General features: G+C 46.1%; 19 protein-coding genes. 8 read left to right on the top strand and 11 right to left on the bottom strand.

Annotated features, from left to right (window positions below; genetic code table 11):
• Nucleotides 1–459: 459 nt before the first annotated feature.
• From GMES_RS22195 to GMES_RS22810, 9 genes are all read right to left on the bottom strand, one after another.
• Nucleotides 460–618: an entericidin A/B family lipoprotein gene (locus tag GMES_RS22195; RefSeq protein ID WP_006992141.1), complete on the bottom strand. Its 159-nt coding sequence runs from the start codon at nt 616–618 to the stop codon at nt 460–462.
• 352 nt (nt 619–970) lie between these two features.
• On the bottom strand, nt 971–3,694 hold the full coding sequence (gene acnA / locus GMES_RS08050) for an aconitate hydratase AcnA (protein WP_006992142.1): 2,724 nt from the start codon (nt 3,692–3,694) through the stop codon (nt 971–973).
• 96 nt (nt 3,695–3,790) lie between these two features.
• A complete protein-coding gene (locus tag GMES_RS08055; protein ID WP_006992143.1) occupies nt 3,791–4,552 on the bottom strand; it encodes a PRC-barrel domain-containing protein in 762 nt (253 codons plus the stop codon).
• A 534-nt stretch (nt 4,553–5,086) separates the two neighbouring features.
• On the bottom strand, nt 5,087–5,497 hold the full coding sequence (locus GMES_RS08060) for a GFA family protein (RefSeq protein ID WP_006992145.1): 411 nt from the start codon (nt 5,495–5,497) through the stop codon (nt 5,087–5,089).
• A gap of 135 nt (nt 5,498–5,632) precedes the next feature.
• Nucleotides 5,633–6,916, bottom strand: a complete 1,284-nt coding sequence (locus GMES_RS08065) for an NRAMP family divalent metal transporter (protein ID WP_006992146.1) — start codon at nt 6,914–6,916, stop codon at nt 5,633–5,635.
• An 80-nt stretch (nt 6,917–6,996) separates the two neighbouring features.
• Complete coding sequence (locus tag GMES_RS08070; RefSeq protein ID WP_006992147.1) at nt 6,997–7,632, bottom strand: TetR/AcrR family transcriptional regulator; 636 nt, start codon at nt 7,630–7,632, stop codon at nt 6,997–6,999.
• Between the two features lie 127 nt (nt 7,633–7,759).
• Nucleotides 7,760–9,079 (bottom strand): amidohydrolase, encoded by a 1,320-nt coding sequence (locus GMES_RS08075; protein WP_006992148.1) that lies wholly within the window; start codon nt 9,077–9,079, stop codon nt 7,760–7,762.
• Nucleotides 9,080–9,123: 44 nt separating this feature from the next.
• Entirely contained in the window at nt 9,124–9,984 is an 861-nt protein-coding gene (locus GMES_RS22805; RefSeq protein WP_226990267.1) for an amidohydrolase family protein, read from the bottom strand.
• Nucleotides 9,981–10,607: an amidohydrolase family protein gene (locus GMES_RS22810; protein ID WP_226990268.1), complete on the bottom strand. Its 627-nt coding sequence runs from the start codon at nt 10,605–10,607 to the stop codon at nt 9,981–9,983. Before GMES_RS22810 ends, GMES_RS22805 begins: the two co-directional genes overlap by 4 nt.
• 396 nt (nt 10,608–11,003) lie before the next feature.
• Between GMES_RS22810 and GMES_RS08085 the strand changes: the two genes are divergently transcribed.
• The 6 genes from GMES_RS08085 to cyoE all read left to right on the top strand — a co-directional run bounded on the left by GMES_RS08085 (nt 11,004) and on the right by cyoE (nt 16,379).
• Nucleotides 11,004–11,405, top strand: a complete 402-nt coding sequence (locus GMES_RS08085) for a hypothetical protein (RefSeq protein ID WP_006992149.1) — start codon at nt 11,004–11,006, stop codon at nt 11,403–11,405.
• Nucleotides 11,406–11,608: 203 nt separating this feature from the next.
• Nucleotides 11,609–12,517 carry a ubiquinol oxidase subunit II gene (gene cyoA, locus GMES_RS08090; RefSeq protein ID WP_006992150.1) on the top strand — a complete coding sequence of 303 codons (909 nt, stop codon included), beginning with the start codon at nt 11,609–11,611 and terminating at the stop codon, nt 12,515–12,517.
• Nucleotides 12,518–12,519: 2 nt separating this feature from the next.
• Entirely contained in the window at nt 12,520–14,514 is a 1,995-nt protein-coding gene (gene cyoB, locus GMES_RS08095; RefSeq protein WP_039986913.1) for a cytochrome o ubiquinol oxidase subunit I, read from the top strand.
• Entirely contained in the window at nt 14,511–15,158 is a 648-nt protein-coding gene (gene cyoC / locus GMES_RS08100) for a cytochrome o ubiquinol oxidase subunit III (protein ID WP_006992152.1), read from the top strand. The genes cyoB and cyoC overlap by 4 nt, the downstream gene beginning before the upstream one ends.
• Nucleotides 15,158–15,475, top strand: a complete 318-nt coding sequence (gene cyoD / locus GMES_RS08105) for a cytochrome o ubiquinol oxidase subunit IV (protein WP_006992153.1) — start codon at nt 15,158–15,160, stop codon at nt 15,473–15,475. The genes cyoC and cyoD overlap by 1 nt, the downstream gene beginning before the upstream one ends.
• A gap of 13 nt (nt 15,476–15,488) precedes the next feature.
• On the top strand, nt 15,489–16,379 hold the full coding sequence (cyoE, locus tag GMES_RS08110; RefSeq protein ID WP_006992154.1) for a heme o synthase: 891 nt from the start codon (nt 15,489–15,491) through the stop codon (nt 16,377–16,379).
• Nucleotides 16,380–16,470: 91 nt separating this feature from the next.
• Here cyoE and GMES_RS08115 read toward each other — a convergent pair whose 3' ends face one another.
• Together GMES_RS08115 and ettA are read right to left on the bottom strand one after the other, a co-directional pair.
• Nucleotides 16,471–20,142 carry a PAS domain-containing protein gene (locus GMES_RS08115; RefSeq protein WP_006992155.1) on the bottom strand — a complete coding sequence of 1,224 codons (3,672 nt, stop codon included), beginning with the start codon at nt 20,140–20,142 and terminating at the stop codon, nt 16,471–16,473.
• A 174-nt stretch (nt 20,143–20,316) separates the two neighbouring features.
• On the bottom strand, nt 20,317–21,984 hold the full coding sequence (gene ettA, locus GMES_RS08120) for an energy-dependent translational throttle protein EttA (protein WP_006992157.1): 1,668 nt from the start codon (nt 21,982–21,984) through the stop codon (nt 20,317–20,319).
• A gap of 273 nt (nt 21,985–22,257) precedes the next feature.
• On the opposite strand from ettA, the gene GMES_RS08125 reads away from it, so the two are divergent.
• Together GMES_RS08125 and GMES_RS08130 are read left to right on the top strand one after the other, a co-directional pair.
• A complete protein-coding gene (locus GMES_RS08125) occupies nt 22,258–23,562 on the top strand; it encodes a M20/M25/M40 family metallo-hydrolase (RefSeq protein WP_006992158.1) in 1,305 nt (434 codons plus the stop codon).
• A 95-nt stretch (nt 23,563–23,657) separates the two neighbouring features.
• The gene (locus GMES_RS08130) at nt 23,658–24,734 is read left to right on the top strand and encodes a Gfo/Idh/MocA family protein (protein ID WP_006992159.1); all 1,077 of its coding nucleotides are present in this window, start codon (nt 23,658–23,660) and stop codon (nt 24,732–24,734) included.
• Nucleotides 24,735–25,000: the final 266 nt, after the last annotated feature.

Below are 25,000 nucleotides of genomic sequence, written 5' to 3' on the forward strand. Positions count from 1 at the left end.
ATAAGAGCATCAGTCAGCTTACTAACTGACCAGTGAATCAATTGATGAGCGTGCTGATGAACGATTAAGCGAAGAAGCATGACCCACGCGCTTCAGTCAGTATATTCAGCAATATGAGTGTCGAGCAATGCTACTATCAAACAATGCGACGCACAGCAGCTTAGCGGTTTGGTTTTAATTTGCTTAACCAACTGTTACTACTCATGTGCGCGGAAGGCTTGCTCGGGCTCAAAGGCTGAATTGATTGCTGTATGCGGCGTAAATGATCCGCGAAACGGTTTGTTGAATCTTTAGAGTAAATCATTCTTCTATCTCCTACTCAAAAACAGCAAATCGGTGTCTGCATTAGCAGACAAATAAGTGCTACAGATTAACTTTTGCGACTTGCTTAGGCAGAGCAATAAATGCTTGCTGAACAGCAACAACCTAGCGTAGTCGGGTAGAACCAGAATCGAATGCTTAGTCGTTAGCGGCGTCTTGAACTGCTTCACCAGCACTCTCAATGTCTTCTCCTGCGCCGTCAATCGTGGCACACGAGGTTAGTCCAACGACTAGAATACCAACTAATACAACAGAGTTTAAAAACGCTTTTAAAGAATTTGCTATCTGGGTTTTCATAATAATTGTCCTCATGGTTAAGTGATTTTACACTTTGCTTACATATTACTAAGCGATTCTTGTGCCAACTTCGTTAAAATAAAACTACTTAAAAATCAATGCCTTAAGGTTAGTGCTAATATGCTCAATTCAAAGTGCGTAATTACTACCCAACTAAGAGATAAAATTTACCTATTTATAACAACCCGAAAAGCAGATAAGCGGTAAAGCAGCGCTTAAACAGTGAGACCCAAGTAACACCTGTTCATTAAAAGCCCACAAAAAAGCCGACCAGTGCAAACGGTCGGCTTTGATTATGTCGTGCAGCACTCAACGATTTGGACAAGCGCTGTGCTCCACATGCGCCCTTGTTTTAAGCGCCTTTATTCAAGCTTCGCAGCACATATTGAAGAATGCCTCCGTCACTGAAGTAACTAAACTCATTAGGAGTATCAATGCGGATCTGCGCGTTAAAGGTAAATTCTGCTTGTTCACCTTTTACCGATACCACTACTTCTTTCTGATCTCCATCAATGGCGTCTATCGAGTATTGCTCTGTGCCATCTAACTTCAAACTGGCTGCACTATCGCCTGATTTGAATTGCAGGGGTAAAATACCCATACCTATCAAATTGGAGCGATGAATTCGCTCGTAGCTCTCGGCAATAACCGCTTTAACACCGAGCAACAGAGGGCCTTTTGCGGCCCAGTCGCGAGAACTCCCTGTGCCATACTCTTTGCCCGCAATAACCACCGTTGGCGTTCCTTGCTCTTGATACTTCATTGCTGCATCAAATACAGACATCTGTTCAGCTGAAGGCTGAAAGCGTGTCCAGCCGCCTTCTGTACCAGGGGCCAGTTGATTCTTCAATCTGACATTGGCAAATGTTCCACGCATCATAACTTCGTGATTTCCTCGGCGTGAGCCGAAAGAGTTGAAGTCGTGCTCTTCAACACCGTGAGCTTGAAGGTATTGCGCAGCAGGGCCATCAGGTGCAATGCTACCGGCTGGAGAAATATGATCCGTCGTGACCGTGTCGCCCAGTTTCAACAAGCAACGGGCATCTTTAATGGCATTGATCGCTTCGGGTTGTTGCTTAATGCCATCAAAAAAGGTGGGTTTTTTAACATAAGTCGATTCGGGCCAGTTATATTGCTCGCTATCGACCACGTCTAAATTGTTCCATGTATCGTCACCCTCAAAAATATGGCTATAACGTTCAGAGAACATATTGCTATTGACCACGTCAGTCACAAGCGTTTGAATCTCTTCATTACTTGGCCAGATATCACGCAAATAAACGGGCTTACCGTCTTTGCTGGTGCCAAGTGGCTCCTTAAGCAAATCAATTTGCATATTTCCGGCAAGTGCATAGGCAATAACTAATGGGGGAGAGGCAAGGTAATTAGCTTTTACGTCGGAGTGAATACGACCTTCAAAGTTGCGATTACCTGATAGCACGGAAGTCACATTTAGCTTTTCTTTACGAATAGCAGCGCTGATAGGTTCGGGCAGTGGCCCTGAATTGCCAATACAGGTAGTACAGCCATAGCCAACCAGATGAAAGCCCAAATTTTCGAGTTCATGGGTGAGGTTAGCCTTATTAAGGTATTCGGTCACTACTTGTGAACCAGGCGCGAAGCTGGTTTTCACCCACGGTTTCACGGACAAACCCATTTCACTGGCTTTCTTGGCCAGCAGACCTGCTGCGATTAGCACAGAAGGGTTGGAAGTGTTGGTACAACTAGTGATAGCCGCTATCACGACCGCGCCGTCGTTGAGGCTGAAACGCTGACCGTTGTATTCAACTTCTGATGAGTCCTCACTTTTCTCTGCCTGATGGCCACCTTCTGATTCGAAACGACCTTTCTCAGGATCTTCGGTGGTAATAATCAGTTTTTCTTGCTCAGATAACCACGTACCGAACTTGTCTGCAGCTTCGCTTAACGGGATCCTGTCCTGGGGGCGCTTGGGGCCTGCAATCGAGGTCACTACATCACCAAGGTCAATGTGCAGATTCGCATGATAGATTGCGCTTTGCTGAGCTTCGCTGCCCCACATGCCTTGTGCTTGGGCATAGGCTTTGATCACATTGATATTGCGCTCTTCGCGGCCAGTTAAACGCAGGTAGGTTTCGGTTTGTTCGTCTAATGGGAAAATACCACACGTTGCACCATACTCTGGTGCCATGTTCGCTATAGTAGCTCTGTCGGCTATAGTCAGGTGTTTTACCCCTTCGCCGTAAAATTCGACAAATTTACCCACGACCCCAAACTCACGTAACTTTTGAGTAATGGTCAATACTAAATCCGTCGCTGTGGTCCCTGGTGGCAAACTGCCGGTAATTTCCATGCCGACTACCTCTGGTATTAGCATGGTGACTGGCTGACCTAACATGGCGGCTTCAGCTTCAATGCCGCCAACACCCCAGCCCAAAATGCCTAAGCCATTGATCATGGTCGTGTGTGAATCTGTGCCTACTAGGGTATCTGGATAGAGTAATGGCTGATCGTTTTGCTCTTCAATAAAGGTGACACGTGCCAGATATTCTAAGTTCACCTGATGTACAATGCCTTTGCCAGGTGGAACCACTTTAAAGTTGTCAAACGCCTGTTGACCCCAGCGTAAGAACTGATAGCGCTCTTTATTACGCTGTACTTCCATAGCGGTATTTTTTTCTAAGGCATCGTCTTGGGCAAAGTAGTCCACCATAACGGAGTGGTCGATAACCAATTCCACGGGTTTTAACGGATTAATTTTTTGCGGATCGCCTCCTAAATCAACCATAGCATCGCGCATGGCGGCTAAGTCTACTACCGCAGGTACGCCGGTAAAATCTTGTAGCACCACTCGAGAGGGAACGAAAGCAATCTCAGTCGTTGACTGATCATTAATATCCCAAGAGGCGAGTTTGTTAATATCTTCTTCTTGCACAAAGTTTTCAGCGCTGTGGCGCAAGAGGTTTTCTAACAATATTTTAGCGGCGAAAGGCAGTCGCTCAATGTCGTGGGTATCTGCAAGGGCATCAAGAGCATAATATGAGAATTGTTCACCCTCAACGGTCAGGGTTTTTAGATATGGGGAAGCTTGTTGCATGATAATCTCCGGCTGTGGGATGTTTTGCGATAGATTTATATCTTCGAGAGTCAACCGCAGCGCACAGGTTTGCGCGCGCGGCTGTTAGTTGGTGAATTACGCGCCGGGCAAGCTTTGCAACGCGCTTTTCACTTTGAGTTTGTAATCGGCGTCATTTAATAGGTCATGATCGCACTCTGGGCAAAGCTCAACGTCCTTAGCTGATAAAGTGCAATGAACGCGCTGCTCAAGCCAATTGATATCATCAATGTGCTTCGGAGCCAGTAGTAACTTCTTGCCACCGGGTAGCCAATTATGAGTATCGATAGTCAACATCGGTACTTCCCAATTGTCGGTGTCTAAAATTAGGTCATGAATATGACCCACCGTTTCACCACCTGCGATGACGTCGTATCCTTGCAATTCGTCAATTGAGCGTAAGTGATTCGCTTTACTCTTGTCGTGCTCTTCTAGGTTACTATTTGCTTGCTCTAGAGCTTGTTGATTTACCAAGGCCGTTGGGTGAGCATATTCGCCCCATGCACCAGGGCCAGTCCAGTAATAGCCGTATCCTAGGTAAGAAAACAATATCTCTTCATATTCTCGGGAAACGGTTTTCTCTTCATCAATCGATGGGCTTTCTTTGACTTGTTGCTTGCTCAAGGCAACGTGAATTTTTTCGTCATCTGTGTCTATTTCTCGCAACGAGATAGGGGAAATCAGAACCTTTTCCCCTAGGGGTAACCATTTATGGGTATCGACGTACATGTATCGAATTGTCCATGCACGATCGTCAAACAAGAAATCTTTGATGATGCCAATGTCACCGTCTGTGGCTGCAATAGTGAATCGTTGAATGTCTCGTAAGCCTGCTAACATGATGTTCTCCCTATTCGTAGATGTGATAGGCAAGATAGAAAGTGCTGGCTGTGGTTGTGCACACATGACACGCACAAGTAGCCTTATACAACAATCATCTTGGCTATTCTAAAATTAGCTGTTGCAGTGGGATTACGCAAAGAGCACGCCAGCTCATTTTTATGCCCTAAGTAGCGACGGTTGCTGTATTTGGAGCCGTTAGAAGCGAAGGTGTAGCAAAGCAAAGTGATTGCCAAACAGTAACTATTACGTTCAGACTGTAAGAATTACAAGCTGAAATACGCGGTTTTGGGTGTTACATGGAAGGCGTCGATACACGATAATCGCAGGGTTGCGGCCGGTAGTGCGAGCTTTTAGGCTCGTTTCATGCAGTTCGTTTCTAGCGCAATAAACTCGGGGACAAACAGCGACCACAGTCATTTTCTTTCGAGCAAACCGTGGCTGTTGCTGGGGCGGGGCGAGGGCGGTATTTTCGGTTTGCTTAGAAGAGCCAACCGCCCAGTTTGTCAATGGCTAAGCCAGTACTTAAAAGCGTTAGACGGGGCCTTTTTCAAAGCTAGGTAGCCTAGCTATATCAGCTAACCATTTTTGCGCAGAGTTTGACCAAATTTGACGCTTAGGTATCAATTCATTACGTTGGTCAATAGCGCCTATGCGCAAGTTGTATACCTTGGGCCCATCGCCCACAGCTGATGCATAAATCCCAGTGCCACAGTGCTCACAAAACCCTTGGGCTCGCGGGTTACCGCTTTGCGCTATCTTCACGTACTCTTTGGGCTTACCGCTAGAAAATGTTAACCCATCTACTTCACTGACAACCACGGTCCGAAATGCGGTGGCTGATAACACCTGACAGTCTGTGCAATGACAAATCATGGTTTTTTCAGGATCGATTACAGCGTCGAATACAAGTTCTCCACAATGGCAACGGCCGGTTATTTTCATTTTACTTTCCTCTGGGTGAATATGTGTATCACATCGGCCTGATAAGGCACGTGCAACGCTGTTATTTTAGGTTTTTTTACAGTTCATGATTGGGCTACGTAACGTCAATAAAGGTAGTTGCTAACGCCTAGCTTCCTAAGCTACAAACTTCCAAAAAATATAGTACACACTGAAGAGTGTTAGCACGCTTAAACAGCATAAAGTGTAAATACGAAATAGGCCCTGGGGCTTATATTGGGCGTCAACATCTGCCCCCATCATGACCTTATAATTTAACCAAGCGTAGATAGGCGCACTGACAAAGGAAACTGTCGTCACAAAGTCCAATAGGGCTTTTATGTCAGCGCTAAAGTCAGAAATTATCCACCAACTGCCCAAGGCGAGTACGCATAGTGCGGCGATATAAACGACATTTCCCTTTTTCGCGTGTGGCGTATCACTGGCGCTATCAAGGGGGAGAGGGGCATTATGAGCGTGGGTGAGCTGATAAGCTCGCTTCCAAACTTGCGGAAAACCATCGGCCACTGCAAATGTCGAAGAAAATAGCGCCACAAAGGTCACAACCGCCATTAATAACCAGCTCCAGTCCCCCAACGCATTGCTGTAAATCCCGACAAGCTGCCCAGCAAACGCTGCTGCTGAGTTGGCAAAACCTTCGCCTTGTCCAAACATGAGCAAGGCGCCCAACCATAAAAAGATGATGGCTAACAACAAACTCGCCGCGTAACCAATGTTGAAGTCCAAGGTGGCATTTTTCGCGTTTTGAACGCCAGGTTTGGCCCCACGAGACAATATCCATAACGAATGCCAGACCGATACTTCAACTGCGGTGGGCATCCAGCCTATCAGTGCCACGATAAAAGCGATGCTTGCCATAGAGCCAACTTCGATAGTCGGCACCCCTTCGGCTGGGCTGAATCCCAAGCGCCCGATTGCAGCAAACCAAGCGATAATGCTGCAAATGATCAGTACCAGCATCATCCACTTTAATAGCGTGTTGAGGAGCTTGTAATGACCTATCAAGAGCACGGCGCATACTACTCCCAGTATTAAGGCCGCCCATTGGGAAAGGGTGAGTACATCACCAAATAGATTCATGGCCAATGCGGCTGTAACTATGGTAACCCCTGATTGAACAAAAAACATGGTGATAAAGGTCAAACTGAGAAACAGGTAAAACGCCCATTTGCCCACTGAGCGATAGCCATCGAGTAGGCTTTTGCCAGTTAACCCAGCGTACTTAGGGCCAAATAGAAAAAAGGGATACTTCACCACGTGAGCCAGTAAAATAAAGCCTAATAAGGCAAAGCCGAAATCGGCTCCTGCTCGGGTTGACTGCACTATGTGTGATACCCCAATACTGGTGGCGGCCCAAACGATACCTGGGCCTAATATGGCCATTGTTTTAGCTAATTTCATGCTCGTTTTTCTCACATTATCATTATGGTTTTGAGGTACTAACTATTTTGCTTTCTGCCGCTGCATTAAGTCGCCGGCTACTACACGTTTGAGTGACCCAAATACAAGAGCAACATTTTTGTTAGTTCATCGCATAAGGCGAAAGAATCTAACTCGCATGCAACCGATGGGGTAATGTCGGGGTACAGTACTTTATCAAGCAGGGCAGTGATCATGGTGAAAATCACCATATTTGCTGCAGCTGATTTATCTATGGCATTAATCTCGTCACTGAAGCTAAGTAAAATATGACTAATACGGCTATACAGAAGCCGTCTGTCTATGAGGGCTCCACCAGCCACTATGTCAGTGTGCAAACGTGAATTAAGGTGAATGGTGCGAAACAAGCTACGATTGGCTACAAAAAATTCATGGGTCTTGTGAGTTATCTCTTGCACTGCATCAGCTAACGTTTTAAACGGCATCTGTTCTAATTGTTCAATCCAATGGGTAAGCTCGCTACCGAAATCTTGGTATAACAGCGGTAGCAGGGCTTCTTTGTTTTTAAAGCGCCGATAGAAGGTACCAACCGAAACGCCAGCGTGATCGCATAATTCTTTGATACTGATGTGCTCAAAAAACTTACTTTGCAGGCAGTGGTGTACAGCAGCCATAAGTTTCCGCTGAGTGTCTTGACTGCGTATTTGTTTGGCTGGGATAACACTTGGGGTTGGCATCGTAAACTTTTTACCTTAAATCACATATACATCACAGGCTTGCAACTGAAAATTGCGCCCGAATCATGCCGTTTTTGACATGAAACAGCAATACAAGAATCCGCGCGATAAGCCTAAAAGGACTTAATTAAGGCGCATTAGCTGCCATGTAATCCAGCGCCAGTTGGGTCAATGTCGCGGTGCCGATGGGCAACGCTTTTTCATCAGCGAAGAAATAAGGGGAGTGATTACTCGGTGCTTTCGTGGCGTCTTGCCCTACTGGTGTGCCACCTAAAAACACAAACACGCTGGGGACTTCAAGCGCATAAAAAGAGAAGTCTTCTGCCCCGGTAATTTTCGGCATGACGACGACCTTTTCTTCACCTGCCACCTTTTTTAGGCTTGGCAACATTTGTTCGGTTAAGGCTGGGTTGTTAATGGTAACGGGATAACCTTCGTTAATTTCAACCTCTGCTGTGGCGCCAGAAGCGGCCGCTATATGCGTGGCTGTGTGTTTGATTTTATCAAAAATTTGTTGGCGATTGTCCATATCGAAATTACGAATGGTGCCGACCATTTCTACTTTCTCAGGGATGATGTTGTTACGCACACCGCCAGCAATTTTACCAAACGAGACTATCGCTGGCTCTTTAGTGATGTCTATTTGACGACTAATAATATGGTTTACTCCTGTCACCACTTGAGCGGCAGCTGAAATAGGGTCTACCCCATTCCAAGGTGTTGAGCCGTGAGTTTGTGTGCCGTGAATAGCAATCTCGAAACTGTCTGAACTGGCCATCAGAGGGCCACTGCGATAGCCGATTTTGCCTGTATTCAAACCGGACGTGATATGCAGACCGAAGGCCACATCGGGTTTGTGTTGCTCAAATATTCCCTGTTTTAGCATCAATTCTGCACCACCTTCTTCGCCTTGTGGTGCGCCTTCTTCAGCGGGCTGAAAGACAAACATAACCGTACCTTGCAATTGCTTTTTCATGCCAGCTAATACCTCGGCCGCGCCCATTAACATGGCGACATGAGTATCATGACCGCAAGCGTGCATAATCCCCACATCAACCCCGCGGTAATTTGTGGTTTGGGTTGAAGCAAAGGGTAAATCGACTTTTTCGGTGACGGGCAGGGCGTCCATATCAGCGCGTAACATCACAGTGGGGCCGGGTAAATCGCCCTTTAATATGCCAACGACACCGGTATAGCCGATATTTCGCTCTACTTGCATGCCTAGGTTTTCAAGGTGTGAAGCTGCAATATCTGCGGTGCGTGTTTCACGATTACCCAGCTCTGGATGTTGATGGATGTCTCGGCGCCAAGCCACGACGTTTTTTTCAACGTCTTGAAGTTGTTTTGTAGGGATGTCGCTTGCGTTTACATTTGCCGAGAACGCAAATGCATTGATGGCAGCACAAAGGGCTAGCGTGATTGCTGTAGGTCGATGTGTTTTTATCATGTTATGTTCCTTTTTAAAGAGTTTAAGCTCTATGCGCAGGCAGACTAATGTAGCCCGACGACAGATTTGGTTTTCTGTACAATCTTGCTGACGTTGTAGCCAACGCCATCTTTAAACACCACTGCCATGTTACGGATGGCCTTGGTATCGTTCGTCAATTCGCCGTCTATCAAGACTAAATCAGCTTGTTTGCCTACCTCGATAGAGCCTACTTTATTGTCTCGCTCTAAAAAGGTTGCGCCGTTTAAAGTGGCGATTTTAATCGCGTGCTCAATGCTAAACCCCGCTTCGACCAATAATTCGATTTGCCTTTGATTTGAAAAGCCTGCAATGACACCGCCATAGCCGGTAGGGTCGGTGCCCGCCATCAAAATGCCACCAGCCTCAACGAATTTCTTCTCTAATTGCATCATTTTTTTAAAGACAATAGGCCAGGTTGGGTTTTCTTGCTCAGCGATTTTTTGCCATTGGCTTTCATATTGCTCTCGTACTTGGGGAATAAGGGCCTCTAGAGCGAGCGGATAGGCTTTAGGGCGGCCTTGGGTAAAGGTTTCAAATACGGTCAAAGTGGATGTGAGCGCCACGTTTTTATCCACTAACACCTTTATAAGAGCATTAACTTCTGGGCTGCCTATGTCTAAATTCAGCAGCGATTGATGAAGTTCACTTGATGGGCACTCGTTCTTCTTTTTGTTTTTAACAAAGTCGGTGGCTGCGAAAAAACCATGCTCTAGGTTATCGATGCCCAACTCGGCCGCTTCCTGATAGGTAATGGAGCATAAATGCCCAGTGACTTTGCGGTTGCGCTGATGGGCTGACGCGACGACTTGGGCTAGTTCGTCTTGATGGATATGCATATAGGCTTTGTAGGACGTGACGCCTTCTCGATCCCAGTACTGCATCATGTTTTGGCGTCTTGTGCATCGCGCAGCGATTTAATCTTAAGAATAGGCAGCCCGGGGCCATTCAAATAAGGAGCTGTCACGTCAATATCTGGGCCCATTGTTTTTCCGGTGTTGATGGCATCGCGTAAGTTTAAGTCGCCATAGGGGGCAGTGGTGCCAGCGGTGCGCACTGTGGTTGCCCCGCCCGCTAAATATAAGCGAGGAAAACTGTATAGCATTTCAGTGTAGTGGGCGTTACCCGTGGGGTAGAACATGTGTTCGTGCATCATTACCAAGCCAGGTATTAAGGTTTTACCTGCAGCATCAATGATCTGGGCTGATGCGCTAGGGCGTATGTCTGCTGAGGAGCCAATTGCGTCAATGCGCCCAGATTTCATTAGTACAGTCTGACGTGGTTTAGGGGCGACGCCCGTACCATCAATTAAGGTGACATTGACGATGGCAATCTCGTTTTGATCGTAACTGATAAATTCTTCGTCAATCGCTTGGGCAGTAATAGAAGTGAATAGGGCACTGCCAAATATGAGTAATGAACGAATACCGAAAATGTTGATACTTGAGAGCGCGCGAGGTGAAAGAACAAGGCGCGAGATGATAAAAGTAGCAGTGTTTGAATGAGGCATGATGACGTCTCTAATAGGATAAATCTGTTGGTTTTATACAGCGAATGTCCACATAGTATCCTTGTAATATATATTTTGTAAATCAAGATTCGCATATTGGTTGTGTTATTTGTATGGGATTTAGGTCGTAGCAGAGGTTGATTTACTCACCCAGCTTTGCAAAGTTAGGTAGGGCATCAAAGCGACTTACGGACTTTGTACAATGTTGTGCAATTGTTTGTGAAATGTGTTTTCTTTGTAAACTTATGATTTTCATAATGAATATTTACAATTTAGGGCTGACATCGCTTTGTAGCTTCGAATCGCTTTTGCTAGTATCCGCGCAACAAAAACTGAGCCAAAATTGATTTTGCTCAAGATGCAATATTTAACGTGTGATAAACGCCGGATTTTAGATTGAAGCAAATAACTCACCAAACAGATGATTTCATTCAGCGCAGTAAGGTGTTGGTGAATATATCGAGCACGTCGCTTTTTGCGAAAGTGTGCTTGGTGTCTGGAGTGTTGGTTTTTTTAAGCAGCTTCAGTGTATTTCTTGGCGGCATCTACGAAGGTGCTGAATTGGTCGGCTTCGCCCTCGACTTTTCTTCTTTCGATGTGCTTAGCAGTGCATTTCTTCTTTGGTTATTAGCACTAAGCGGTTATTTCGCGAAACATGCTTTATGGCTTTTGAATCTTGTACCTGATTATGTCCTTCGCCATTTGGCGGCTAAACCTAAGCCGTTATTTATTGTTCCCGCTGTTATCAGCCTTGTGCCCAGCGCACATGGATCTCGTGCTCCCCCCATATTTTCATAGCGGTTCAAGTCATTAAATAAGTCACTGTTGTTTATGTGCTAGCGATAGCACTAAGTCACATGCAGATGTTCAGCTAGCCCTAAGCTATCTGACCAATTATTGACCTTGAGCCCGCTCACACTATAAATCCGGTTTGTCCGGTGTTTAATGTTGCCTGATTCACTTATGGCAGTGCTTTGAAAACTGTGGGTAGGAGAAATCCTTTGTTGATCCGTAAGTTAGGTTATTCAGTGTTGACTGCAAGTATATTGTTGCTGTCGGGCTGTGAAGGTGGTGTGCTTGATCCTAAAGGTCAGGTGGGCATCGATGAAAAGTATTTGATCGTTGTAGCAACGGTACTCATGCTGCTGGTGGTTATTCCTGTTATTGGCATGACCTTATATTTCGCTTGGCGTTACCGTGAAGGTCGCGAGCATGAGATTTATGACCCGAAGTGGGCGCACTCAACCAAAATCGAAGTGGTTGTGTGGTTAATCCCCATTGTGATTATTGCGATATTGGGCACCTTGACTTGGTACTCCACTCAAGAGCTGGACCCATACAAGCCTTTGGATCACGAACACAAACCTATCACCATACAAGTGGTGTCTCTGAATTGGAAATGGTTGTTTATTTATCCAGAACAAGGGATTGCCACGATCAACGAAGTGGTGTTCCCCAAAGATGTGCCGGTGGAGTTTAAGATCACGTCTGATACCACCATGAACTCGTTTTTTATCCCCCAGCTTGGTAGCCAGATTTATTCTATGGAAGGTATGACGACACGTCTTAACTTGATCGCCAATGAAGCGGGTGAGTTTGACGGCATTTCAGCCAATTACAGTGGTGCCGGGTTTACCGGAATGAAATTCAAAGCCATCGCTAAAAACAGCGAACTAGAATTTGAACAATGGGTCAGTGCAGTTAAACACAGCCCAGCAAAACTGGGTGACCAAAGTTATGCCCAATTAGCAAAACCAAGTGAAAATAACCCCGTTAATTATTACGGCTCGGTGGACAGCCAACTGTTCCAGCATATTGTGATGCAGTTTATGGGCAACATGAATTCCCATGATATGTACGAAGATCATCAAGAGCATTCGGCTCAAATGCACATGCAGGCGGAGGATTAATTATGTCGCTATTAGGAAATTTATCCCTGGACGCCATTCCGTACCACGAACCCATAATTATGGTGACGTTGGCGGTGATTGGTGTCATTGGGCTGGCTGTAGTCGGCCTAATTACTAAGTATCAAAAATGGGGAGTACTATGGCACAACTGGCTGACCTCAGTTGACCACAAACGGTTAGGCATAATGTACATTATTCTTGCGTTGATCATGCTTATTCGCGGCTTCTCTGACGCGATAATGATGCGCACGCAGCTTGCTCTGGCAACTAATGGGGCACAGGGCTATTTACCTCCTGAGCACTATGACCAGATATTTACCGCCCACGGCATTATCATGATCATCTTTATGGCCATGCCATTTATGATTGGTTTGATGAACATAGTGCTGCCTTTACAAATTGGCGCACGTGATGTGGCATTCCCCTTCATGAACAATTTGAGCTTTTGGTTGGCAGCAGCAGGAGCAGTGTTGATTAATATCTCGCTAGGTTTAGGCGAGTTCGCAAAAACCGGATGGCTAGCCTACCCGCCATTGTCGGAGATGTCCTTTAGCCCTGGGGTTGGGGTCGATTACTATATCTGGGCCTTGCAGATATCAGGCATCGGCACATTACTCACCGGCGTTAACTTTTTAGCCACTGTGTTTAAAATGCGTGCTCCGGGTATGAAGTTAATGCAAATGCCGATTTTTACCTGGGCTTGTACCTGGGCCAATATCTTAATTGTAGCGTCATTCCCGATTTTAACTGCAGTGCTTGGTTTACTGACGCTTGACCGTTACTTAGATTTCCATTTTTTTACCAATGACGGTGGCGGCAACGCCATGATGTACATCAACCTATTTTGGGCTTGGGGTCACCCTGAAGTGTATATATTAGTGCTGCCTGCGTTTGGTATTTTCTCAGAGGTTATTTCAACCTTTACTGGTAAGCGCTTGTTTGGCTACACCTCAATGGTGTGGGCGAGTGGTGCTATATCGATTTTAGGTTTTGTGGTTTGGTTGCATCACTTCTTCACCATGGGCTCAAGTGCTGACGTAAACGCCTTCTTTGGGGTGATGACCATGATCATTGCTATACCCACAGGGGTGAAGCTGTTTAACTGGTTATTCACTATGTACCGCGGGCGCTTGCGCATTACGGTGCCGGTTCTGTGGACTTTAGGCTTCATGGTTACTTTCAGTATCGGTGGTATGACAGGGGTATTGCTTGCTGTGCCTGGTGCTGATTATGTATTGCATAACAGCTTATTTTTAGTGGCTCACTTTCACAACACCATCATAGGTGGTGCAGTATTTGGTTACATGGCGGGCTTTGCGTTTTGGTTCCCTAAAGCCACAGGCTTTCATTTGAACGAGCGCTTAGGTAAATACTCTTTCTGGTGCTGGCAAATAGGTTTCTATGTCGCTTTTATGCCTTTGTATGTACTTGGCTTCCTAGGTATGACTCGTCGCTTAAACCACACCAATAACCCAGATTGGAACATTTGGTTATATATTGCAGCTGTAGGCGCATTGATCATCTTCGTGGGTATCATTCTGCAATTTGTGCAACTTTACGTGAGTATTCGCGATCGTGAACAAAACCCAGACGTAGATGGCGATCCGTGGAATGGTCATACACTCGAATGGTCAACTGCATCACCGCCTCAGTTCTACAATTTTGCTGTTCTGCCTAAAGTGCATGACATTGATGCGTTCACTGATATGAAAGAAAAAGGCATTGAGTACCAAGCTCCTGACGAATATATGCCAATTCACATGCCGCGTAACACCGCTGCCGGTATGCAGATCGCAGGTGCCGCTGGCATCGTTGGTTTCGCCTTGATTTGGCATATTTGGTGGCTAGCCATTGTGGGTACACTGGGTATGGTTGTGGCGTTAATTGCACGCTGTTACGCCAAAGACGTGGATTATTACGTTGAGCCACAAGAAGTGGCTGAGATTGAGAGAGCTCACTTAGCCAGTGTGGCCACTGTGAAGGAGGAAGCGTTATGAGCGCCGTACCAGAAACATTGAAATTCGCCAATGAACACGGCTTACATGCGGATGATCACGGTGGCGGTCATCATGACGAACACCAGGATACAGGTGGGAATACACTGTTCGGTTTTTGGTTATATTTAATGACCGATTGTATTTTGTTCGCTTCGGTTTTTGCCACCTATGCCGTTTTATATATGAACACGGACGGTGGGGTGTCAGGCAAAGATATATTTGACCTAAACTTCGTGCTAGTCGAAACGGCTGCGCTGTTGGTCAGTAGTATTACGTATGGTTTCGCATTTTTATATGCCCATAAACAGCAAAAAGCTGGCACCTTGCTGTGGTTGTTGGTCACTATGGCCCTTGGCTGTGTGTTTATCGCCATGGAAGTGTATGAATTTCATCACTTGATTGTTGAGGGCCATAACCCAGACGGCAGTGCATTTCTAAGCTCATTTTTTGCTTTGGTGGGCATGCACGGTTTGCACGTTACCGCGGGGTTAATCTGGATGCTGGTCATGGTGCTCGAAGTACTTAAGCGCGGTTTAGGTGCGCAAACCGTTACGCGCCTTGGTTGCCTAAGCTTATTTTGGCATTTCTTGGATATCGTCTGGGTCTGTCTATTCACCGTTGTATATTTATTAGGAGCAATGTGATGAGTCATTCTGCTGAAACGACTTCCCACGGCAGCGTGAAGTCCTATTTAGTTGGCTTTGTGTTATCCGTTATTCTCACTGGCATTCCGTTTTGGATGGTAATGAGTGGGCATTTTGGTAAATCTGTCCTGTTTTACAGTGTGGTTTCCTTTGCGCTGGTGCAAATTGTGGTGCACTTGAAATACTTTTTGCACCTTAATTTTTCGGTCAAAGGGCGAATGGACACATTTGCGTTTCTGTTTACTGCACTGATTATTGTGATGGTGGTTGGGTTGTCCATTTGGATCATCTATAGCGCTAACGCGATGATGATGTAAGAAGGAGGCCACCATGAAAATAAAACGTTATATCAACATCACTAAGCCCGGCATCATCATGGGCAATTTAATCTCTGTTGCTGGTGGTTTTTTGCTCGCCTCGCGAGGGGAGGTTGACAGTTTATTGATGCTCATGACGGTGTTAGGTTTGTCGCTTGTGGTGGCCTCGGGTTGTGTGCTCAATAACTGTATTGATACAGACATTGACGCCAAAATGCAGCGCACACGCAATCGCGCTACAGTCACGGGAGATGTGTCCATTGCTCACGCGCTACAATTTGGTGTGGCCTTGGCGGTGCTCGGTTTTGGTTTGCTTATTCGCTACACCAATAGCATTGCAGTGGGCTTTGCTGTGCTGGGTTACGCGGTGTATGTGGGCGTGTATAGCTTATATATGAAACGTAAATCAGTGTATGGCACTTTAGTGGGCAGCTTGTCAGGCGCGGTGCCACCTGTGGTCGGTTACTGCGCCGCAAGTGGCCAATTTGATGCAGGCGCCGCTATCTTGCTATTGATGTTCAGTTTGTGGCAGATGCCGCATTCTTATGCCATCGCTATCTTTCGTTTTGACGATTACGCCAAAGCTAATATACCGGTATTGCCGGTAGCGAAGGGGATCGCGAAAACTAAATTACATATTGTGTTATACATCGCTGTGTTTGCGATTGTCAGCGCGCTACTGCCGCTAAGCGGTTACACCGGTCTGACGTTTATGGCGGTGGCTTGTGTGACTAGCTTGTGGTGGCTGTTTATGGCATTACGTGGCTATCGCAAAAACATCGAGCTGGTGGTGTGGGCAAGGCAAGTATTTGGCTTTTCGATTTTAACCATTACTGCCCTTAGTATCGGCATGGCCTTTGATTTTCAGGCCTTACCCCCAAGTTTGCTAGTGATGCTTAGCTGAACATCTGGGCTATCAGTTTAATTCTTTTAAACGCGTTAACTCAATGGCCTGGCAACTATCAGCTTTTGAACAAGCCCTTCCAACGCCTCTGTTACGATCCGTTAGAAGGGCTTACTTGAGCCAAAAGATTCAACAATGCGTTTAGTGAAATTGGCTTAACCATATGATGGTCAAAACCAGCCTCTTTAGATTTACGTCGATCTTCATCCTGGCCCCAGCCCGTTAGGGCAATGATCGTTATGTTTTTGCCCCATGTTTCTTTACGAATGGCGCTGCACACTTGGTAACCATCAAGAATAGGCAAGCCTATGTCGAGTAGAATGACATCCGGTTTGTGTTGCGCAGCAGCGATAACGGCTTGCTCACCATCATAAACCACGTGTGTGGTGTGCTGATGTATATCGAGCAACATCTGCATGCTGTCTGCACTGTCTTGGTTGTCATCTACTATCAGCACATTCAACGGCTCGATTTGCGCTGGGCGACTCACCCCAACGTTTTTGGTTTTGCTGCTTGGTTTAGCGGGCGTGCAAGGTAACGTGACAATAAACTCTGCACCATGGCCTAAGCCTTCGCTTTTACACTCGACATGACCGCCGTGCATTTCGACTAAACGTTTGACCAATGACAGGCCAATGCCTAAACCGCCCTCTGCTTGTTCGAGCTGATTGCTTACTTGGGTAAACAATTCAAATACTTGCGAGCGCATATGCTCAGCAATACCCAAGCCGCTGTCTTTCACGCTAATGCTGACTTGTTGCTCGTCACCTATATTGACCGTTACCCAAATAAGCCCGTTTTTAGGCGTATATTTACACGCATTGTTGAGCAAGTTACCAAGTATCTGCGCTAAACGTGCAGGGTCAGCAAATAAAGAAATGGATTCATTTGGCATGCTAACCTGCACAGTGTGGCCCAAACGGTTGGCGTAGGGGCTAACGGCTTCAACCGCTTGTTCAACGATGTCTTTGAGTTCAATACGTTGGCGTTTTAAAGACAGTTTGTCTTTTGATATACGGCTGATATCCAGTAAATCATCAATTAGGCGCACCATTTGTGCAACTTGACGATCCATGGTTGTCACGGCGGTCTGCATCATCGCGGGGTTGGTTTTGACATTGCGTATCAACTCCATCGAATTTCGCAGGGGCGCTAAGGGGTTTCTGAGCTCATGGGCGAGGGTGGCAAGAAATTCATCTTTGCGCTTGTCAGCCACTGATAGCTTGTCTGTTAATTTGGTAAGCTTTTCAGCCATTTTACGCTGTTCGGTGACATCGGTATTAGTACCAAAAAATCGGATCAGCTGGCCATCTTGGGCATAGATCGCATTCATTCGGGATAGAAACCAGCGATATTTACCGTTTGCGCCACGAAGGGGAAAGGTGTCTTCCCAGTCGATACCCTTGGCTAAACAGTCGGCAAATTTGCTGAATACGGCTTCTTGGTGATCTGGATGATGGTGCGCCTTCCAACCGCCGTTCAAGTTTTGCTCCATGGTGGTGCCGGTATAAGATAACCAGCGCTGGTTAAACCATTCTATTTCACCCTGAGCATTGGCCATCCAAGCTAGTTGGGGCACATTGTCGACGACCGCGCGAAAGCGCTCTTCACTCGATCTGACAGATTGTTCATTTTGCCTACGCTTGATGACTAGCTCAGCGGTGCGCATGATGATATCAAGGCTGTCGTAGTCCATTTTTGCAGGCGCTTGAGGCGCACTGTAATACATGGCGAATACGCCCAGCACATCTTTACCGGAAATAATCGGCAACGACCAACACGCCCGTAAATTATGGGCCAGTGCTAAATCTCGGTACTCAATCCAGAGTGGATCAGACGCAATATCCGCAACAAACACAGCTTGCATTGTGGCCGCTGAAGCACCACACGCGCCACTCTCCTGATTTATTTCCAAGCCATCAATGTGCTGTACATAGGCTTTTGGAAGACTGGGCCCAGCAGCAAAATGCAAGCATTGGGCGTGTTCATCAACCAACATGATGCTGCCAATCATGCCATTTTTAGAATGCTCCTCTAAAGATAATATAAGAGTTTCAAGCACATCATTAAGTGGTGCCTCTTGGGCCATAAGCTCCAATGCATTGGTTTGCGCAATCTGCAAGGCTTCGGTTCTTTTGCGCTCACTTATGTTTGCGACAATACCCAGCATGCGCGTGGATTTACCATCGGTTTCGCCATATAAACTGCCATATGACGCTAACCAGTGAATACTTTTGTCTGGCCAGATAACGCGAAACTCAGCGCGAAAGTCGCTACCGTCTCTCAACGACTTTTCGAACTTATATTTTACTTCATCTCTGTCTTGGGGGTGAATATGCGCGTAAAAGCCTTCAATCCCCCATTGCTCATCAGGTATTTGAGTTTCATAACCGAAGCATTTGTCGTGGTGCAAAGAGCGCCGCGTTAAGCCTGTGACTAAATCCACCTCCCAGTCACCTACTTGAGCTGCCTCAAGGGTGATGTCTAACGTGGTTTTACTTGCCCGTAGGGTATCTAAAATTCTTAGGTGCTCAGTACGCACCCAAAAACGCCGAGCAAACTCGATCACCAATTCTATTTCGTCATCACGCCACACATGTGGACCGTCACGATAAACACTCAACACGAAATGGTTCTTTTTATCCAGGCTGATAGGCACACAAATAAAAGCGCCGATGCCTCTTTCCTGAAACTGACCTTCCGTATATCTAGGATCCGTGGAGACATCATTCACGATCAAGGTGAGGTTTTCTTTCTCGCACATGACAATTTCAAAGGGCAGTTCCATTTTAGCTTTAGGCATTTCTGGTAGCGACGCGTGCTGCCATACGTGCGTGATCCCCAGTCTGTCTGAAACAGGTTGAGTTTCGCAAAAAATGCAGGCACTCAAATCAAGATGTTGTACTAAGTTTTCGGTTATGATCGCTTTGATCCTATTTAAGCTACCTGCGCTGAGTAAATCAGCACTCACTTGAGTTAACATCGCTGAGTTGCGCTCAGCACGCTTCCTGGTCGTGATATCAATGCCTGAAGGAATAAGCTGCACCACACTACCATGCTCGTCAAAAATAGGGTGCAACATGAAATCTAGATCGATGAGTACATCGTCAGTCAGCCTCGCTGTGGTATCAAAGCGAGAGGACACACCGTGCTTCGCCTTGTTGATCGCTTTACGAATCGATTGCTGGACTTGGCTATCGTGTGACCACCAGAAGGTTTGCTCGAACGGTAAACCAATAACTTCATCTTCTTGTAGTGACGCTGAAACAAGGGCGGTTTTGTTCGCTTCGCGCAAAATGCCATCTGGTGTCATTACGCCCATAAAGACCGCGAAACGCTCTAATACATCTGTAACGACTTTACCGTTGCTGTCTGTGGTCAATACTTTGCTGTTATCATCAAACACCGAGGATTGCTGCTGATGGAGGGTTAATTTACCAAGCAGGTTTATCAGAGTGACACTGAGTAGCAAGAACCAGGCAACTTGCAGTGAAAAAGCAGATAACAGCGCATAGGGAATATGATGGCGACACACATAAGCCACAACGCAGATTGCGCCTATTAGACAAAGATAAGCCAGCGTCGCGTTTTTCCGGTAGGCAGCCAGTAATACGGCAGGCAAAAATAACCACAACGCTTCACCCGGAGCAATTGCACTGGCCAAAAGGGAGGCAAAAGTCACAGCCAAAGCAAATGCAGTAAATGCGCTTAACCAGCCACTATCGTTGAGAGTAGAAAAGCGTAATCGAGTGCTAAAGAACATCAGCAAAATCCGTTTGAAGATAGGGGGGATCCCAGTCTTAATATTTGGCCGATTTTGCACTGTTTTACGACTAATTCAAGCATTGTTGATAAATAAAAACGCCGCTTAGGTTTCCCATAAGCGGCGTGACATTTGGTTATAACAAAGGTGCCTTTAAAACACTGTTAAAATCTGTTATTTGCTGATTTTTTTGTATTTCAAACGATGAGGCTCAACCACATCTTTACCTTGGGTTTCTTTAAGCCAAGTGGCGTACTCAGTGTAGTTACCTGCGAAGAAGTTAATCTTGCCTTCATCACGATAATCCATGATGTGCGTGGCGATGCGATCCAAGAACCAGCGATCGTGCGAGATAACCATGGCACAACCAGGAAACTCAAGCAGCGCGTTTTCAAGGGCGCGCAACGTTTCAACGTCTAAGTCATTGGTTGGCTCATCCAGTAACAGCACGTTGCCGCCGGCTTTAAGTAACTTGGCCAAATGCACGCGGTTACGCTCACCACCTGATAAGTCTTTTACAAACTTCTGTTGGTCGTTACCTTTAAAGTTAAAACGGCTGCAATAGGCGCGACTATTTAACTCAAAATTACCAATACGAATAATGTCCGAATCATCAGAAATTTCTTTATAAACCGTGTTGTTGCCATCCATATGATCACGGAACTGATCAACACTGGCCAATTTTACTGTTTTACCGACAATAACTTCACCTGAATCAGCTTTTTCTTCGCCGCTTAGCATACGAAACAGAGTTGATTTACCCGCACCGTTTGGCCCGACAATACCGACAATGGCACCTTTGGGCATGGCAAAGGTTAAATCATCAATAAGCAAACGGTCACCGTAGCTTTTGCGTAAATGATTTACTTCAATGACTTGCTCGCCTAAACGATCACCTGGTGGAATAAACAATTCATTGGTTTCGTTACGCTTTTGGTAATCACCGGTATTGAGCTCTTCAAAGCGGGCCATACGCGCCTTACTTTTAGACTGACGACCTTTGGCGTTTGAACGTACCCATTCCAATTCAGTTTTGATCGACTTTTGACGAGCACTTTCGGTTTTCTCTTCTTGTTGTAAACGAGCGTCTTTTTGCTCTAACCAAGAAGAATAGTTGCCTTCCCAAGGAATACCTTGGCCACGGTCAAGCTCTAAAATCCAACCGGCGACATTATCTAAGAAATAACGATCGTGAGTAATAGCGACCACTGTGCCTTCATAATCGTGTAAGAAGCGCTCTAACCAGGCTACCGATTCGGCATCTAAGTGGTTGGTAGGCTCATCCAGTAACAGCATGTCTGGTTTTTCGAGCAACAAGCGGCACAAAGCCACACGGCGGCGCTCACCACCAGATAACTTGCTCACATCTGCATCCCAAGGGGGTAAACGCAACGCATCGGCGGCACGCTCAAGGGCGTTTTCAAGGTTGTGACCGTCTTTGCTTTGAATAATGGCTTCAAGCTCACCTTGCTCTTTGGCGAGTGCGTCAAAGTCTGCGTCTTCCTCTGCATAAGCAGCGTACACTTCTTCGATGCGCTTAAGGGCATGAGCTACATCGGCGACGGCTTCTTCGATATTGCCGCGCACGTCTTTGCTTTCGTCTAATTGTGGCTCTTGGGGTAAGTAACCAATTTTTAAGCCGGCTTGAGGAATGGCTTCCCCTTCGATGTCTTTATCGATTCCAGCCATGATCCGAAGCAGGGTAGATTTACCTGAGCCGTTCAAACCCAGTACGCCGATTTTGGCGCCGTGGAAGAAACTCAGTGAAATATCTTTAAGAATAAACTTGTTCGGGGGCACGATTTTGCCCACACGATTCATGCTATATACGTATTGCGCCATGATGAAAACAACTCCATAAAATTTTGCCTATTGTAAACACTGCTCATGAGCGATGAAAGCGCTAGCTGAGACTATTTTTGTAATTGTTGACTTTATGGGTATAGCTAAACAGGAGTAGTTTTTTATCTAATTGATATTTAGATATATTTTAACCTTTTGCTGGTTGATTTTAGCAAGCTGAACGAGCACACATTCATTGACAAATTTCGGTGTGCATCCCTTGCATCACTCGCGTAGTATTTGCATCGTCTTAGGGATAAAAAAGAGAGCGCTATGTTAAAAAAATCATCCGTTTTAGTTATGTGTGCCGGCCTTTTATGCCAGCCAGTACTAGCCAGCCGTTTAGTTGAAAATGCCTTGGTAGAGCAAACAAGCCAAGAGTTAACGAGTGCCAAAGCGTTACTGCTTAAAACCGTTAATATTAACAGCGGTACTATGAATTTTGCGGGCGTCAAAGAAGTTGGCAGTATTATGCGCAAAGAATATGACGCACTCGGTTTTAAAACTGAGTGGGTAGATGGCAGCGAATTTAACCGCGCTGGGCACCTTGTGGCTACCTTCGAATCCCCGACTCATCCCACAGGGCAAAAGCTTTTATTAATAGGCCATTTGGATACAGTTTTTGCTAAAGACGATGACTTTCAGAAAGCTAAAGAAATAGACGAGCAACATATTGCTGGGCCCGGCATCTCAGATATGAAAGGCGGCAATGTGATCATGCTTGCTGCGATTAAAGCGCTAAAAGCCAGAGGCATGCTTGACCGCTTAAATATTAAAGTGGTGCTTACCGGTGATGAAGAGTCCAGCGGTCGCCCGTTGAGTAAATCTAAAAAAGCTTTAATCGATGCCGCCATTTGGGCCGACGTGGCCCTTGGTTTTGAAGATGCCGATGGTGATATTCGTACCGCGGTTACCGCTAGGCGCGGTGCGTCTACGTGGCAGGTGACCACATCTGGCAATGCTGCCCACTCGTCACAAATATTCACAGACAAAGTGGGTGATGGGGCGATATTTGAAATAGCGCGTATTTTACAGGAATTCCGTTTACAACTGGCCGATTTGCCTTTGCTCAGCTTTAACCCTGGTGTGATTGCAGGTGGTACGCGGGTATCAACGAATAAAGGCGGCGATGAAGTGGTGGCCTTTGGCAAAACAAACGTTGTCGCCAAAGATGCTTCAGTAAAGGGCGGCCTAAGGGCTGCATCCCAAGAGCAGTTAGAACAAGCTAAAGCAATTATGAGTCAGGTGGTGGAGCAACACCTAGCACAAACAGATGCAACCTTCATGTTTGATGAGGGCTACCCGCCCATGAAAGAAACCAAAGGTAATAAATCACTGTTGGCACAGTACAGCCAAGTCAGTGTTGACTTAGGCTATGGCCCAGTGACGGCGGTGAACCCACGAAATGCCGGGGCGGCGGATATTTCGTTTACCGCAGGGCACGTGAAAATGGCCATCGATGGGTTAGGCCTAATGGGCGAAGGGGGCCACACTAAAGACGAAGTGGCAGATATGACTACCTTTAAACAGAACATCGAAAAAACCGCGGTGTTGATGTATCGCTTGTCGAACCCATAAATCTATTATGCAAATCTGCGCAGCCCGCTAGCGTGAGTAGCTACCAGCGCTAGCGGCCTCGCCATCTTATAAAATAGCAAGTTTAAGGGAGTAATATGACATCATTTAATTGGGCCATTATGGGCCCAGGCTCGATTGCAGATATGTTCGCAGATGCGCTAAAGCCGTCGCAAAAAGGCGTTTTGTACGCTGTGGCGAGTCGCGATATTAACAAAGCTCAGGCCTTTGCTGACAAATACAGCGCTGACGAAGCTTCTCATAAAGCTGAAGCTGATGGTGCTTCTCATAAGGCTGACGGCGCTTTTTATAAAGCTGACGGCACCCCTCCGAAAGCTTACGGCAGCTATCAGCAGATGCTGACTGATCCAAAGGTAGACGTGGTGTATATCGCCACGCCGCAAAGCCTGCACTTCGAGCAAGCGAAAATGTGCTTAGAGGCGGGCAAACACGTATTGATGGAAAAGCCGCTGACTATTAATGCGGCGCAAACCGAAGCATTAATAGCGTTAGCACAAGAAAAGCAATTATTACTACAAGAAGGGCTGTGGAGCCGCTTTATGCCATGCTTCGAGCAAGTAAAATTATGGCTTGATGAGGGGCGCATTGGTGAGTTGCAATATATTTGCTCTGACATTGGTTTTGCTTTTGGTGATAGAGAAGGGCACAGGTTACATAACCCAGCTCTGGGGGGGGGCGCCTTACTCGATTTAGGCGTTTACAGCATTACCTTGAGCCAATGCTTGATGCAAGAACATCCCAGCGAAATCAACGCTATGAGCCATTTTGGTAATTTGCAGGTAGATGAAAACACGATCGTAAATATGCGTTACCCGTCAGGGCGTTTCGCTCAGTTTACTTGCACGATTGCCGCACAGGCGAGTAATTCAATGACGTTGATGGGTAGTAAAGGGCGCATTGTATTGCCGTATATGTTTTGGAACGGCAATAAAGCGACTTTGCAGCAAGAAGGTGTGCAAGACGAGGTGATTGAGTTTGCGCATCGGGTAAATGGTTTTGAGTATCAAATCGAAGAAGCCATGAACATGATTGAGAAAAATCAACTGTGCAGCGATTTTATGCCCCACGGCGATAGCTTAGCGGTTATGCAAACCATGGATGAAATACGCCGCCAAATTGGCCTGAAATTCACCCCTGACGCAGAGCGTAGGTAGCACGACTGGTTCACCACTTAAGCCGTGGTGATCCTTCTTTACACTTTTAGGTTATAGAACATTGCATAAAAGCTATGTACAAAAAGTGCAAAATGACTAGAATGTGCGCTCTTTTAAGTTAGCACTTAATCTTTAGCCCTTAATTTTTAGCACTTAAATTGCCAGCCAACATAGCGTTTGATGAAAAATGCAGCTACGGCGTTAAGTGTCTGTTGAGAATATGTATTCTTGATAGGCCAAAGCGCATGCAGTTAAGCGACTTTTAT

The sequence above is a fragment of the Paraglaciecola mesophila KMM 241 genome (genome assembly GCF_000315015.1).
GTDB classification, from domain to species: Bacteria; Pseudomonadota; Gammaproteobacteria; order Enterobacterales; family Alteromonadaceae; genus Paraglaciecola; species Paraglaciecola mesophila.

Bases quoted from the DNA above. Each gene is read 5' to 3' on its own strand.
- GMES_RS22805 (WP_226990267.1), bottom strand. From the start codon at position 9,984: ATGATGCAGTACTGGGATCGAGAAGGCGTCACGTCCTACAAAGCCTAT.
- cyoC (WP_006992152.1), top strand. From the start codon at position 14,511: ATGAGCGCCGTACCAGAAACATTGAAATTCGCCAATGAACACGGCTTA.
- cyoD (WP_006992153.1), top strand. From the start codon at position 15,158: ATGAGTCATTCTGCTGAAACGACTTCCCACGGCAGCGTGAAGTCCTAT.
- acnA (WP_006992142.1), bottom strand. From the start codon at position 3,694: ATGCAACAAGCTTCCCCATATCTAAAAACCCTGACCGTTGAGGGTGAA.
- GMES_RS08055 (WP_006992143.1), bottom strand. From the start codon at position 4,552: ATGTTAGCAGGCTTACGAGACATTCAACGATTCACTATTGCAGCCACA.
- GMES_RS08070 (WP_006992147.1), bottom strand. From the start codon at position 7,632: ATGCCAACCCCAAGTGTTATCCCAGCCAAACAAATACGCAGTCAAGAC.
- GMES_RS08075 (WP_006992148.1), bottom strand. From the start codon at position 9,079: ATGATAAAAACACATCGACCTACAGCAATCACGCTAGCCCTTTGTGCT.
- ettA (WP_006992157.1), bottom strand. From the start codon at position 21,984: ATGGCGCAATACGTATATAGCATGAATCGTGTGGGCAAAATCGTGCCC.
- GMES_RS08125 (WP_006992158.1), top strand. From the start codon at position 22,258: ATGTTAAAAAAATCATCCGTTTTAGTTATGTGTGCCGGCCTTTTATGC.
- cyoB (WP_039986913.1), top strand. From the start codon at position 12,520: ATGTCGCTATTAGGAAATTTATCCCTGGACGCCATTCCGTACCACGAA.
- GMES_RS08115 (WP_006992155.1), bottom strand. From the start codon at position 20,142: ATGTTCTTTAGCACTCGATTACGCTTTTCTACTCTCAACGATAGTGGC.
- GMES_RS22810 (WP_226990268.1), bottom strand. From the start codon at position 10,607: ATGCCTCATTCAAACACTGCTACTTTTATCATCTCGCGCCTTGTTCTT.
- GMES_RS08065 (WP_006992146.1), bottom strand. From the start codon at position 6,916: ATGAAATTAGCTAAAACAATGGCCATATTAGGCCCAGGTATCGTTTGG.
- GMES_RS08060 (WP_006992145.1), bottom strand. From the start codon at position 5,497: ATGAAAATAACCGGCCGTTGCCATTGTGGAGAACTTGTATTCGACGCT.
- cyoE (WP_006992154.1), top strand. From the start codon at position 15,489: ATGAAAATAAAACGTTATATCAACATCACTAAGCCCGGCATCATCATG.
- GMES_RS08130 (WP_006992159.1), top strand. From the start codon at position 23,658: ATGACATCATTTAATTGGGCCATTATGGGCCCAGGCTCGATTGCAGAT.
- GMES_RS22195 (WP_006992141.1), bottom strand. From the start codon at position 618: ATGAAAACCCAGATAGCAAATTCTTTAAAAGCGTTTTTAAACTCTGTT.